The organism is Parabacteroides sp. APC149_11_2_Y6, from assembly GCF_054506995.1.
The window spans coordinates 2,476,220-2,489,345 of sequence record NZ_CP173709.1; the positions used below are offsets into that span (position 1 = coordinate 2,476,220).

Annotated in this window: 13 protein-coding genes and 1 tRNA gene; 12 read left to right on the forward strand and 2 right to left on the reverse strand. The window is 38.6% G+C overall.

Annotated elements, in window-relative coordinates; all coding sequences use genetic code 11:
- Positions 1-4: 4 nt before the first annotated feature.
- Positions 5-3,016 (reverse strand): SusC/RagA family TonB-linked outer membrane protein, encoded by a 3,012-nt coding sequence (locus ACGE0T_RS10035; RefSeq protein ID WP_459190453.1) that lies wholly within the window; start codon positions 3,014-3,016, stop codon positions 5-7.
- Between the two features lie 730 nt (positions 3,017-3,746).
- Here ACGE0T_RS10035 and ACGE0T_RS10040 point away from each other — a divergent pair.
- From ACGE0T_RS10040 to ACGE0T_RS10075, 8 genes are all read left to right on the forward strand, one after another.
- Positions 3,747-4,142 carry a hypothetical protein gene (locus tag ACGE0T_RS10040; RefSeq protein WP_459190325.1) on the forward strand — a complete coding sequence of 132 codons (396 nt, stop codon included), beginning with the start codon at positions 3,747-3,749 and terminating at the stop codon, positions 4,140-4,142.
- Between the two features lie 221 nt (positions 4,143-4,363).
- A complete protein-coding gene (locus ACGE0T_RS10045; protein ID WP_459190326.1) occupies positions 4,364-5,170 on the forward strand; it encodes a MotA/TolQ/ExbB proton channel family protein in 807 nt (268 codons plus the stop codon).
- A 5-nt stretch (positions 5,171-5,175) separates the two neighbouring features.
- On the forward strand, positions 5,176-5,784 hold the full coding sequence (locus ACGE0T_RS10050; RefSeq protein ID WP_459190327.1) for an ExbD/TolR family protein: 609 nt from the start codon (positions 5,176-5,178) through the stop codon (positions 5,782-5,784).
- Positions 5,785-5,795: 11 nt separating this feature from the next.
- Complete coding sequence (locus ACGE0T_RS10055) at positions 5,796-6,470, forward strand: ExbD/TolR family protein (protein ID WP_459190328.1); 675 nt, start codon at positions 5,796-5,798, stop codon at positions 6,468-6,470.
- A gap of 30 nt (positions 6,471-6,500) precedes the next feature.
- The gene (locus ACGE0T_RS10060; protein ID WP_459190454.1) at positions 6,501-7,310 is read left to right on the forward strand and encodes an energy transducer TonB; all 810 of its coding nucleotides are present in this window, start codon (positions 6,501-6,503) and stop codon (positions 7,308-7,310) included.
- Positions 7,311-7,519: 209 nt separating this feature from the next.
- Entirely contained in the window at positions 7,520-8,461 is a 942-nt protein-coding gene (locus tag ACGE0T_RS10065; RefSeq protein WP_459190329.1) for a PstS family phosphate ABC transporter substrate-binding protein, read from the forward strand.
- Between the two features lie 19 nt (positions 8,462-8,480).
- Entirely contained in the window at positions 8,481-10,067 is a 1,587-nt protein-coding gene (locus ACGE0T_RS10070; protein ID WP_459190330.1) for a tetratricopeptide repeat protein, read from the forward strand.
- Between the two features lie 51 nt (positions 10,068-10,118).
- Complete coding sequence (locus tag ACGE0T_RS10075; protein ID WP_459190331.1) at positions 10,119-10,760, forward strand: nitroreductase family protein; 642 nt, start codon at positions 10,119-10,121, stop codon at positions 10,758-10,760.
- A 71-nt stretch (positions 10,761-10,831) separates the two neighbouring features.
- On the opposite strand, the gene trxA is transcribed toward ACGE0T_RS10075, so the two are convergent.
- A complete protein-coding gene (gene trxA / locus ACGE0T_RS10080; protein ID WP_459190332.1) occupies positions 10,832-11,305 on the reverse strand; it encodes a thioredoxin in 474 nt (157 codons plus the stop codon).
- 197 nt (positions 11,306-11,502) lie between these two features.
- Here trxA and ACGE0T_RS10085 point away from each other — a divergent pair.
- The 4 genes from ACGE0T_RS10085 to ACGE0T_RS10100 all read left to right on the forward strand — a co-directional run bounded on the left by ACGE0T_RS10085 (position 11,503) and on the right by ACGE0T_RS10100 (position 13,104).
- A tRNA-Ser gene (locus ACGE0T_RS10085) sits at positions 11,503-11,587 on the forward strand.
- A gap of 194 nt (positions 11,588-11,781) precedes the next feature.
- The gene (locus ACGE0T_RS10090) at positions 11,782-12,147 is read left to right on the forward strand and encodes an ISAon1 family transposase N-terminal region protein (protein ID WP_459187769.1); all 366 of its coding nucleotides are present in this window, start codon (positions 11,782-11,784) and stop codon (positions 12,145-12,147) included.
- 22 nt (positions 12,148-12,169) lie between these two features.
- Positions 12,170-12,817: an ISL3 family transposase gene (locus tag ACGE0T_RS10095; RefSeq protein ID WP_459187770.1), complete on the forward strand. Its 648-nt coding sequence runs from the start codon at positions 12,170-12,172 to the stop codon at positions 12,815-12,817.
- Positions 12,700-13,104, forward strand: a complete 405-nt coding sequence (locus tag ACGE0T_RS10100) for an ISL3 family transposase (RefSeq protein WP_459187771.1) — start codon at positions 12,700-12,702, stop codon at positions 13,102-13,104. Before ACGE0T_RS10095 ends, ACGE0T_RS10100 begins: the two co-directional genes overlap by 118 nt.
- The last annotated feature ends 22 nt before the right edge of the window (positions 13,105-13,126 follow it).

Below are 13,126 nucleotides of genomic sequence, written 5' to 3' on the forward strand. Positions count from 1 at the left end.
GTTTTTAGAATGTTACCTGAAGACCTAAGGTATAAGTACGGACCTGTGGATAGATCCCTTTATGTTTGTCATTACTATCTGTCCAGAAAGTATCGGTGCCTTGGTCCCATCCGGAGATATTTACTTCCGGATTCGTTCCGCTATAACCGGTAATAGTACATACATTACCTACTGTTCCGTACACACGGAGACGATCTACAAACTTCGTATACTTCTTCAATGGCAAAGTATATCCTAAAGTGATGGCATCAATCTTCAGGAATGTTCCGTCTTCCAAATAATAATCGCAAATCTGTTTTTCGCCGCGGATATGGTTGAATTTACCATAAGCATCCTTCAATACGTTACAGTTGTCGATTCCCTGGATACCGAAATACATATTCACTGCATTGTAAACGTCAAACTTAATCCAACTTCTCATATTAACTCCCAAATCCCAGTCTTTATAAGAAAGGGTATGGTTCCAGGCAAGAATCACTTTAGGAACATAGTTACCCATATACTGTTTGTCATTTTCCGTTTTATCTTTAGCGTTGATTACCTCACCGTTTTTATTATATAACTGAAATTGCCCGTCTTCTGTAAAACCCGCGAATTTCCAGAGATAAAAAGAACCGATAGTGGAACCTTCTTCCATGCGGGCTGCATCACCGGGAGAACCGGGTGCAGGGAAACCGTTTCCATTATAATAGGTATTGTTGCCCCATAAAGTAAGGATTTTCCCATCGTTATGGCTCAGGTTCAAACTGGATGTCCAGGTGAAATCTTTATTACGGATAATATCACCGCCAACTTCAAATTCCCATCCTTTACTTTCCATACTACCTATATTCTGCCATTGGTCTCCATTTGTGAATGGAGGCTGAGGCACTTTCACCTTATAAATGAGGTTATCAATCTTCCTGCGATAATAGTCGAACTTACCATACAGACGATTATTGAAGAAGGAATAGTCCAAACCAACGTTCCATTCTTTCTTTTCTTCCCAACCCAAATTGCGGTTCACATTTTGTCCTTTACCGTAAGAGTAAGCCCATTCACCATTCGGCAACATCCAGTACTGGTCGGATGATAACATATTTGCCATATAATCGGCTCCAAAGTCATTATTGCCCGTCACTCCATAGCCGAAACGTAATTTCAAATCGCTTAACCAGTCCAGGTCTTTCATGAATTTTTCATTTGAAACACGCCATCCGGCAGATACAGACCAGAAATTAGCCCACCGATGGTCTGCCGCAAACTTGGAAGAACCTTCATGGCGAATAGATGCCGCCAACATATATTTATCCTGATAAGCATAGTTCACACGAGCAAAAACAGAAAACAAACGTTCCGTGATGCTTTTATTGGAAGTCATTTTAGCTTTGCCATCACTCAAATAGGAACCTTTTTCCAAATCCCAGTACTTAACACCATCAACGGCAAAGTTTGCATTTTCCGCACTGAATTTCTCTCCATTCTTTTCAAAATAGGAATAACCGCCTACTGCATTCAGGTTATGACCACCTCTGAAATCTTTGATATATGTGGCAAACCCTTCGGAGGTAAGGTTTTCGGTCTTGTCAAATGAGAGTTTAGCCCAACCTTTACGGGAGTTATTCAATTCTTCCCGATGGTATCTTGAGCGATACTGATGTTGTTCCCATTGACGGTTTTCATATCCGAACATCTGTTGTACAGACAAGCCGGGAACTGCTTTCACATTCAGTTTTAACGTTACTTCCGGTTTAAACCATTTATCCACTCCATTATTATCACTCAGCTTAGAATCGGCAACCACATTATAGTCCAGTGATTCGTTTAACCAGACGTTATAACCGGTTTCACTATCCGGATTATACGGTGAACGTGTCGGATTATTTCGCAATGCCTGTTGGAAATTCGGATAGTGGTTTATACGATTTGCCTGACGATAATCTGTATTCGTACGAATTTCCAACCAATCGTCAAAAAGCTTGAAGTTCGCATTCACACGACCTCCAAAGTCTTTACGGGAATCCATAATAGCGATACCATCATTTTTTTCATAAAAGAAAGAAGAATAAATCTGTGCTTTCTCCGTACCGGCCTCAAGGGCAATATGATGTTTGTGTGAGAAATTGTCATGATTAATCATTTCATCCCACCAATCGGTATCATTCCCATAATCGGTACCTATTTTATGTTCTACATATTCACGTCCGGAAAGCATTTTCAGCCTTCCGTAATCCTGTTTTTTAGATAATTCCGTACTATACGTCATCTTAACCTTGCCATTTGTATCGGAACCACTCTTTGTCGTAATCAAAATTACCCCTGAAGCCGCACGTGTACCATAAATGGCTCCTGCCGAACCGTCTTTCAAAACATCGATAGATTTGATATCATCCTGATTTACCGAACGAATATCTCCACCAGGGAAACCATCGATTACAACCAATGGGGCTTTACCTGCATTTATTGAGGTCATACCACGTAACTGGAAAATAGTTTCTCCATTGGCACTTCCTTTATTAATCATAACCAGTCCTCCGACTTTTCCTTGCAGAGCAGTAGAAATATCAGAACCACTTACTCCGGCCATTAAATCTTTGGAAGATATAGATGTTACAGCGCTGGTTACTTGTTTTTTGTCAAGTGAACCATAGCCGATTACCACAACTTCATCCAAAGCTTGGGAGTCTTCCACCAACTTAACATGAATTGCAGTATGGTTATTTACAGGAACTTCCTGTGTTGTATATCCGATATAAGAAATAACTAAAACGGCATTTTTAGGAACGTCCTGTAAAGTAACTTTACCATCCATATCGGTAATATTACCATTAGTAGTTCCTTTTATAATAACGTTTGCTCCAATCACCGTGCCCATATCATCGGAGACCGTAACCGTTATTGTATGTCCGGCCTGGTCTATCACTGCTTTTTCTGTTCGGTGAGCAGTTAACAATTGAGAATTATCATTTGCGGCATTCATTCCTGTAGTCAGGCTAAATAACAATCCGCAGGCTAACATAATCATTCGTGGCGTCATCTCATATCTTTTGATAAGGATGCCACAACATTTGTTTTGTTGTAAATCCATGTATTAGTTTGTAAAAGTTAAAGATTAATAGATTTAAGTCATTCCAGACCATTTGTCGCCTGTAAGGCTACAGGCATAAAAGCTAAAGGTTAATTTCATTTTGATATCATAGGCCTTGTCTTTAAGTTATTAATATATACTGTTATTGATTTTCAATGGTATCATACAGACAATAAAATAAAAAATATTATATTTAAATACGCACTCTATTTATTATACTATATTTAGTTATTAAGAATGGCGTAAAATTAAGTAATATATTCGAACAAAAGTGTTAATGCGTAAAAAACAAATACATTTTCAATTCATCTATTTATTCCTTATGAAATATATTCCTACAAAGAATTAAAAGATAAAGATTATTTATTGCGTTAATATTTCAAAATAAAAATTTCTATTAAATACATTTTTATGCAATTTATAACCATCTAACAGTATTCCTAAAATTATCTATTCAAACATTTATATCCAATACAAATTGGATTTTATCTACAATCTTATTCTATATGCATTTTGAATTATAATGCTAGTAAAAAACATATATAATTTTTCACAAGATGATTATTTTTACCTCGCCTGCTTTTTTGCAGAAATTCACTTCTCTCTAAAAATAAGTAAATTCACAAACTTTTCTATTCCATCGTTGTTCTTTTTTAAAAAGGCTACTTATATTTGCATCATGAAAAAAGTCTTGTCCATATTATTTTTACTTGTACTATTTTGTGTAGGTGAAAAAGTTACATCTAATATGGATAGACATGATATCTCTAATAATCAAGAAGTTTTAGCCATTGCAAATCAGTTTCCCGGCAAACAAAAGGATATCAAGACTTTTGAACTGAACAAAAGTTCCAATTCGTCTTTATTCATATCTGCCCGTACTGTACAAAGTATGGAAATAGGAGGACGGATGTTTAAAACAACAACCCGTCAATTTGAAATATTTCTCCTGAAAGAACAAAATATCCTTCATAAAATTTCTGAAACGTTATCTATTACTTACACCTTAAAATGTTCTTCTCTTCGCATACGTGCCGGACATTGGGTCTACGTATTGCGAAAAATTATTATTTGATCGGTATATATTGTCGGTTGTTTAGTAGCTGATAGTAATTGAATCCCCTCTGCACTAGAGGGGAACTGGAAAAAGTATGTCCTTATACATGCGCAAACTGGTTATACTTTATTTCCCTTTCATGGAGAGGGGAGCAGTTGTCTACGGCTCTAAACCATACTTATTATCTATTATTTTTCAACAATTTATACTATTATCAAATAATATCAATTTAAAAGAACATGAAAACAAATAATTCTGTAAAAAAGACTTCCAATGGCATATCTGCCGGTATCGTAATTTTAGCATGCTTCGTAATTGCCGTTTGCTTTTTTGAATTCGTACTAGGCAACCCATCCAACTTTATGGATAACAATCCTGCCAATCATCCCCTACCCGGTAATTACTTCGGTACGATATATAAAGGAGGATATATCGTTCCTGTTGTTATCACATTACTGCTTACAGTTGTTACTTTAAGTATCGAACGTTCCATTGCCATCAGCAGATCTAAAGGGAAAAAGAGCCTGCTCAATTTCGTACAAACTATTAAGAAAAACCTTGAAGACGGTAATCTGGAAGCTGCACATAAAACATGCAACGAACAGAAAGGTTCAGTAGCCAGTGTTGTTAATGCAGCCTTAATCCGCTACGCCGACGTTGAAAACAACCCTAACCAAACAAAAGAACAAAAGATGGTGATTATCCAAAAAGAAATCGAAGAAAGTACCGCACTCGAGCTCCCGTCAATGGAACAGAACTTACCTGTTATCGCTACAATCTCCACCCTCGGAACATTATTCGGATTGTTGGGAACCGTATTAGGTATGATCCGTTCATTTGCAGCATTAGCCAATGCGGGAGCACCTGACTCCGTTGCCCTTTCTACAGGTATCTCGGAAGCCCTTGTTAACACGGCCTTGGGTATCGCAACCGGTGCTTTGGCTATTATCTCATACAACTATTTCACAGGAAAAATAGACAATATTACCTATGCTATCGATGAAATAGGTTTCTCTATTGTACAGACTTTTGCAGCTAAACATTAAGAAATATGCCTAAACTGTCAGTAAAACGAAAAAGTACATTCATCGACATGACGGCGATGAGTGACGTGACTGTACTGTTGCTCACTTTCTTCATGCTGACGTCTACCTTTATACAGAAAGAACCGGTAGTTGTTTCGACACCTGCCTCTGTTTCCGAAATCAAAATACCGGAAACCAACATTCTGTCTATTCTGGTAGACCCGGACGGGAAAGTATTCATGAGCCTGGATAAACAGGAAGACAAGGCAAAAGTCTTACAAATGCTGGGAAAAGATTACAACATCAACTTCACAGATAAAGAAATATACGACTTCAGCCTGCAACCTTCCTTCGGTGTTCCTATCCAGAATATGCAGGAGTTTCTGAATCTTTCTTCCGGCGAACAAGACCGTTTGCTGAAAGATTACGGTATCCCGACCGATAGCATCGACAACCAGTTTAAGCTCTGGGTGCAACATGCACGCGAAATTAACAGGGATCTTGTAATAGCCATCAAAGCAGACCAGAATACTCCCTACCCGAAGATTAAGAACATTATGAATTCATTGCAGGACCTTCGTGAGAACCGGTATAATTTAATTACCACCCTCAAGAACATGCCTGACAACACTTAAAGCAAAAAGTCATGGCAGAAGTTAATACAGATAAAGGTAAAAAAGACGGAAAGAAAGGCAAACAGAAAAAGATGACCGTCCGCGTAGACTTTACGCCTATGGTGGACATGAATATGTTGCTGATTACTTTCTTCATGCTTTGTACCTCCTTGAGCAAACCACAGACCATGGAGATCAGCATGCCGTCGAAAGACCATATCACAGAAGCCGAGCAAACCAAAGTGAAAGCCTCCAAAGCTATCACTCTCATTCTCGGTGAAGATAATAAAGTGTACTATTATTTCGGTGAACCGGATTACGAACATGTCGAGTCTTTAAAAGAGACAGACTTCTCTCCTACCGGATTACGTGATGTTTTACTCGAACGTAATTTTGATGTTGTCCAGCAAGTTAAAGAGCTTAAATTGAAAAAGCTGAACAATGAAATTTCCGAAGATGAGTTCAAAAAGCAGTCTACTGAAATAAAAGGCTCAAAAGAGGCTCCCGTTGTCCTGATAAAAGCAACAGACGATGCATCATACAGAAATCTTGTGGATGCACTGGATGAGATGCAGATATGTAATATCGGCAAATATGCAATCGTAGACATCACGGACGGCGACCAATTCCTGGTCGACAATTTGAAAAGTGGCGGAGAATTGTCCAAGCAAATTGCCGAACCCGGTAGCCAGCCCAAAAAGAAATGATCAGTATCACTATAAAAAAGAACGGTTATGATTAAAAATATAAATCTGAATTCACCGGAGTGGTGCGATCTGATCTTTGTCGGTAAAAACAAAGAATACGGAGCCTATGTATTACGTAAAAATTCCAGCAAAAGGCATATACGCGCTTTGCTGATCGTAATAGCCGGTGCAAGTCTTATTATGGTACTACCTTATATTATTAATTCGGTAGTACCAAAAACAGAAAAGGAACAAGTATTGGAAGTTACAACACTTTCAAACCTGAAAATGGAAGTCCCGGAAGAGAACGTTGTCCGCAATATAGAGGCACCTCCTCCACCTGTCCTGAAAAGTACCATCAAGTTCACTCCGCCTGTTATTAAAGCAGACAAAGAAGTGAATGATAACGACGAAATCAAAACACAAGAAGAACTGACTACTTCGAAAATGTCCATTTCCGTTGCCGATGTAAAAGGTTCAGACAGTGACGATGCCGTAGATATTGCCGACCTGAAAGATAATAAAGAGGTTATACAGGAAGAAACAAAACCCTATACCGCAGTTGAACAGATGCCGGAATACCCCGGTGGAAATGTTGCTCTACTGAAATTCATCAGTGCTAACCTGAAATATCCGGTTATTGCTGCCGAAAACGGTATACAAGGAACTGTTGCCATCCGGTTCGTAGTAAGTGCGACCGGTGAAGTGACAGACGTAGAAATCCTGCGCTCATTAGATCCTTCATGCGACAGGGAGGCTGTACGTGTGATAAAATCTTTACCGAAATGGATGCCGGGGAAACAAAATGGCAGGGCGGTACCGGTATACTTTACTGTACCCGTCCGTTTCAGATTAGAATAAGATAGAAATGAAAGGTATAAATATAAAGCTTGTCTGGGGTATATCCATGATTGTGGTATACCTCGGCATGTCCTTCCTTCTGATTTTCACAAATTTATTTGAAGGGAACATGTCATTTACAACCAGAGTAATATGTGGAGTGTTATTTTTCTGTTATACCTTATTCAGAGGATACAGATTAATAAAATACGGTAAATAAAAACAAACACATGAGACAGTTTACTTTTATATATCTGTTTGCAGTTGTATTTCTGACATCATGCAGCCAGAAAAAAACAGCCGGGGCAGAGGATACTCCAACCAGTGGAGTTATCGCCATTGCATCCGACGACTGCCTGGCTCCTATCATACAGGAGGAGATCAGTGTATTCGAAAGTATCTATAAAGAAGCTGGAATTGTACCTTATTTTAGCGGAGAAACAGAAACAATCAGCCGTTTACTACATGACAGTACGCGGCTGGCTGTTACTACCCGTCGACTAAATAAGGAAGAAGTAGCGTTCATGAATGCCAAGAAATTGTATCCGAAAGCAATTCAAATAGCGACCGACGCAATCGCTTTAATTGTAAATAAACAAAATACAGACTCATTGATTGGTATTCCGGTCATAAAGGATATACTGACAGGAAAAATAAAAAACTGGAATGAAATTTCCGAAAAGAACAAATCCGGCAAAATAGAAGTAGTATTTGACAACCCCAACTCAAGTACCATACGTTATGCCATTGACTCCATTTGCGGAGGCGAACAACTAAACGGGAACCTTCAAGCTGCACAGAATAATTATGCAGTATTGGATTATGTGGCAAAGCGGCCGGGAGCATTAGGCATCATCGGTGCAAATTGGGTAAGTAATCCGATAGATTCGACCGGCCTTAGTTTCAATGATAGCATAAGGGTTATGGCTGTAAGCAAGTACCGCAATGCTACCATTAAAAACAGCTTTAAGCCTTACCAGGCTTATATGGCATTAAAAGACTACCCGATGACAAGGCCTGTATATATCATTCTGTCTGATCCAAGAACAGGGCTTGCTTCGGGATTTACCTCTTTTGTATCAAGTGACCGAGGACAACGGATCATCCTGAAGTCAGGTATATTGCCCGCAACACAAGTAATCCGTCTTGTAAATGTAAGAGATCAATTATAAATCATTTAAACTAAAAGTCATGATCAGAAATTTATTAATTATCATAGCCTGTTTATTTGCATTGCCGGCGTTTGCTGATAATAAAACAGCTATCGCTTTCTATAAAACAGGCGAATCAGACATCGCCAAACAATTATTTAAAAAGCAGCTGAATAGTTCCGCTACGGAAAAGGCAGAAGCTCTCTATTATTTAGGAGAAATTGCTTTTAACGCCGGTAATACATCAAAAGCTCTCGACTATTACAAACAAGGATGGGAGACTTCTCCCCAATATGCATATAACCAGGTCGGACAAGGTAAAATATTACTGAAAACCGATACGAAAGCTGCTGAAAAAGCTTTCGGTACAGCTACCAAAATAAATAAAAAGGATGCTGCCGTCTATGTTGCCATTGCAGCTGCTTATGCCGCCAATAATATGCCCGATGACACAAAGGAATCTTTAGAAGACGCAAGGAAGTTCAATACAAACGAACCTGCAATTTATTTATTTGAAGGCGACCAACTGCTCGCTCAGGATAAACCCGGAGATGCTGCCGGTAAATATGAACTGGCACTTCACTTCAATCCGGACTGTTTGGAAGCATATATCAAATATGCAGATGTCTATAAAGGAGTAAGCCCTGCCCTATCCATTGAAATGCTTCAAAAAGCATTAACAAGAGATCCGAATTATCTACCGGCCTATCGTAGCCTGGGTGATATTTATTCTTTACAAGGAATGTATGCCAAAGCGATCGATGCATACAAAAAATATATGAACGGAGGACTGTACACCACAGATAATTTAATTCACTACGCTTCCGCGCTTTTCTTCAATGGCCAATATGCCGAAGCATCCCAAATTATAGAACAAGGTAAAGCCAAAGAACCCAATAATTTTTTATTGAAGCGTCTTAGCTTTTACAACCAATATGAAACAAAAGATTATCAGCATGGCGTAAAAGAAGCCATAGAATTTTTCAATACGCCTGATGCAAAAATCATCTGGCAGGATTATCTATATTACGGCAGATTGTTAGGAGAGACAGAACAATACGACCAAGCACTGGAAGCCTTACAAAAAGCATTGGATTTATGCGAGCCGAATTCCCATCCAGAAATTTATAAAGACATAGCAGACGTGTCTACCGATAAAGGCGATTATGACAATGCAATCAAAGCATATTCCAAATATATGGAAATCACCGGGACATCAGTAGAGACTTCCGATTTCTACCAATTAGGTAAATATTATTATACGGCTGCTACAAAAGACAGCATTGTCGATACCGGATACCTCGATAAAGCCGACAGCCTTTTCAATATTGTAAAAGAACGTGTACCCAACAGCCATTTAGGAACATTATGGCAAGCACGCACCCAAGCATTAATGGACCCGGAAACCGAACAGGGACTTGCTAAACCTTATTACGAAGCATGTATCCGGATTCTTGAAAAAACTCCGGGAAAATATACAAAAGACCTAAGTGAATGTTATCGCTATTTAGGGTACTATTATTATCTGAAAGAAGATATGGATAACTCCAAATTGTACTGGAACAAAATCCTTGAAATAGACCCGGCCAACCAAACTGCACTGGAGGCTTTGAAAAATATCAAGTAAGTTTTTCATAACTTTTCTTCCAATTAAAATGTTTAAAAGGAAAAAGCATATATGGAAACAAACTTATCAGAAGCATTACAATGGCGATATGCCGTTAAGAAATTTGATTCAAACAAAGCAGTAGACCAGAAACTGGTCGATAAAATAATAGAAGCAGCATGGTTGGCACCAACATCGTCGGGATTACAGCCCTTTCAGGTAATCGATATAACAAATCAAGCCCTGAAAGATAAAATAGTCTCCATTGCTTATAATCAGCACCAGGTTGCAGATTGTTCGCATTTATTGGTGTTTGCAGCATGGGATAACTATACTTCAGAACGAATCGACCATATTTATCATTATATTACTTCGGAAAGGGGACAAGAGGAAGACCGCTATAAACCTTATACGGACAGGTTAAAAGAAGTATATCTGAACCGGGATGCCGAATTAAACTTTGAACATGCTGCAAGACAAGCGTACATCGCATTTGCCTTTTCAATGGCTATGGCTGCCGAGCTTAAAGTGGATTGTACCCCGATGGAAGGATTCGACAATGAAGCTCTGGATAAACTTTTAAAGCTAAAAGAACAGGGATTACGTAGTGTTACCATGTTACCTTTAGGCTATCGGGATGCTACAAACGACTGGTTAGCGAATCTGAAAAAGGTACGTCATCCTATATCTGAATTTTTGATTGAGATTAAATAAGAAAACTGTAAATAAAAATAAAAGGGCAGCCTTCATAATGAAAGCTGCCCTTTCTTCTCCAAAACCTCTTATTATTTCTTTAGCAAGAAATTATCAATCTGTTCTACAAACTGTTCCTTTGATAGTGCTCCCTGTGCAATCTGAGGTTTTCCATCTTTCGGAACAAACAATATAGTCGGGATACTTTGTATGCCAAAGGCTGCTGCCAACTCTTTCTCATTATCTACATTTATTTTGTAAATAACAATATCATCCTTATATTGACCGGCAAGTTCTTTCAATATAGGAGCAACTTTCTTACAAGGCCCGCACCAATCTGCATAAAAGTCAATAATACAAGGCTTATTTCCTTCATATATCCATTGTGTCGGATTCTTTTCATAGTTGAAAACCTTAGTAAGAAAATCTGCTTTATTCAAAACAACTACTTCCCCTGCAGCTACAGTTGCTTCTTCAGTTTCATTTTTATCAGGTTTGGCAGACATCGAGCAGCTGAATAAAAATAGCACAGCTACCAACATAAATAAATTTTTTAAACTTCTCATATAATTCTTCTTACTGTTTAATTATTAGCATTTACAAAGGTAACAATAAAAAGCCACCAAACGTTCCATATCAGCTGTTAAAAGAAAAATATTACATCAAAAAGAAAAAATATGGGCGTACATATTTGCACAATTAAAAATATTATCTACCTTTGCACTCGCAATTGAGCAATAAACTTGATTGGACAAAACGTATTGGAGAGATGGCAGAGTGGTCGATTGCGGCGGTCTTGAAAACCGTTGAACCGAGAGGTTCCTGGGGTTCGAATCCCTATCTCTCCGCAAATAAACATTAGAAATCAATGTTTTAATGAAAAAATACCCGATTTTACAGCTTAGAATGTAAAGTCGGGTATTTTTATTTCATTTAAGTATCTAATCATAATAAAAAAGTAGGCTAACTTTGGGCTCATACCGAAAATCTGAGGGATTAAAATAATAAATCGTATCTTAGCCTGAGTAAAAAAAGAAAAGCAATGAGTTACGATGAATTTCTTCGTTTTATCTTTCCAGATGGAATGTTCGATTATTTTGAGTTGTCAGATTTCCAAGAAAAGCCAGATCAGGTAGAAATATACTTTGAAGAGAAGAATATACATCCCACGGAATATACAACAGACAAATTAGAGAGCAAGGGTTTTTATGAACAAGTCAGGATGCACGATTATCCGATGCGTAGTCGTACTTGTTTATTGTTTATCAAGAAACGTCGCTGGTTCAATCACCGTACAGGTAAATATGTAAGCCGCAATTGGAAATTAGTGGCAGAAGGAACGCAAATAACGACAGAGTTTGCGTCTTTTTTAAAAGCATTGGATCGACTCTCGAGCTCTAAGCATTAGTCTTTTGGCGGATCATTACGGGATGGATGCTAAACAGTTGGAGTCGCAATACAAAAATCATCTGAGTCATTTTAAGAATTGGGAACAGCGTTCCCATGCCCAAGAGTGGATTCTCTTCGAGAAAAACATAGGGCCCTATGTCGGGCTGGACGAAACAGCTCTTTCTTCAGGAGAGTTGTATACAATCCTGATAAACAAAGATGCGAAAGGTAAAAAAGGTACCATCATCGCCATGGTTAAAGGTACATCCGCAGAAAAGGTTTCTCAAGTATTGCTCAAACTTTCCCGTCGCAGGCGTTTTCAGGTTCGTGAAATCACCTTGGACATGGCTCCCAATATGGCTCAGATAACCCGTGTTTGTTTTCCTGCCGCCAAACAGGTTATCGACCGTTTTCATGTTCAGAAGCTCGCTTTTGAAGCTGTACAGGAAATGCGTATAAAGGCACGATGGGAGGCATTGGATAAAGAAATGGTCGAGCTTACCTATGCAAAACATCCGGTCAGCCCTTTGTCCCTGAAACATTTGAGAATGGGGACAGCCGCAAACAACTGTTGGCAAGAAGCCGGTACCTTTTATTCAAGAAAGATGAACTTTGGTCTGAGAGCCAAAGAAAAAGGGCCAGGATTCTTTTCCGGGAATATCCCGATATTAAGAAAGCCTATTACTTAAGCATGAGGCTGGGCTTGATATATCACCAGGTAAAATCGGCAGATATTGCCTTGACACGCCTGGCACATTGGTATGACGAGGTAGACAGATCCGGTTTTCTTTCTTTTGGAACTGTAGCCAGGACTATACAAGCACATTACTTAAATATTGTTGCCTTTTTTAGAAGACGACCAACCAATGCTGCAAGTGAATCCTTCAATGCTAAAATAAAAGCTTTCAGGGCACAACTCAGAGGGGTGAGGGATGTCACTTTTTTCTTATTCAGGCTTGCTAATATTTATGCTTAAAATTTAATCCCCTCAGGATTTC

Excerpts from the sequence above, each read along its gene's own strand:
- ACGE0T_RS10035 (WP_459190453.1), bottom strand. The coding sequence starts at position 3,016 with ATGACGCCACGAATGATTATGTTAGCCTGCGGATTGTTATTTAGCCTG.
- ACGE0T_RS10040 (WP_459190325.1), top strand. The coding sequence starts at position 3,747 with ATGAAAAAAGTCTTGTCCATATTATTTTTACTTGTACTATTTTGTGTA.
- ACGE0T_RS10045 (WP_459190326.1), top strand. The coding sequence starts at position 4,364 with ATGAAAACAAATAATTCTGTAAAAAAGACTTCCAATGGCATATCTGCC.
- ACGE0T_RS10050 (WP_459190327.1), top strand. The coding sequence starts at position 5,176 with ATGCCTAAACTGTCAGTAAAACGAAAAAGTACATTCATCGACATGACG.
- ACGE0T_RS10055 (WP_459190328.1), top strand. The coding sequence starts at position 5,796 with ATGGCAGAAGTTAATACAGATAAAGGTAAAAAAGACGGAAAGAAAGGC.
- ACGE0T_RS10065 (WP_459190329.1), top strand. The coding sequence starts at position 7,520 with ATGAGACAGTTTACTTTTATATATCTGTTTGCAGTTGTATTTCTGACA.
- ACGE0T_RS10070 (WP_459190330.1), top strand. The coding sequence starts at position 8,481 with ATGATCAGAAATTTATTAATTATCATAGCCTGTTTATTTGCATTGCCG.
- ACGE0T_RS10075 (WP_459190331.1), top strand. The coding sequence starts at position 10,119 with ATGGAAACAAACTTATCAGAAGCATTACAATGGCGATATGCCGTTAAG.
- trxA (WP_459190332.1), bottom strand. The coding sequence starts at position 11,305 with ATGAGAAGTTTAAAAAATTTATTTATGTTGGTAGCTGTGCTATTTTTA.
- ACGE0T_RS10090 (WP_459187769.1), top strand. The coding sequence starts at position 11,782 with ATGAGTTACGATGAATTTCTTCGTTTTATCTTTCCAGATGGAATGTTC.
- ACGE0T_RS10095 (WP_459187770.1), top strand. The coding sequence starts at position 12,170 with ATGGATGCTAAACAGTTGGAGTCGCAATACAAAAATCATCTGAGTCAT.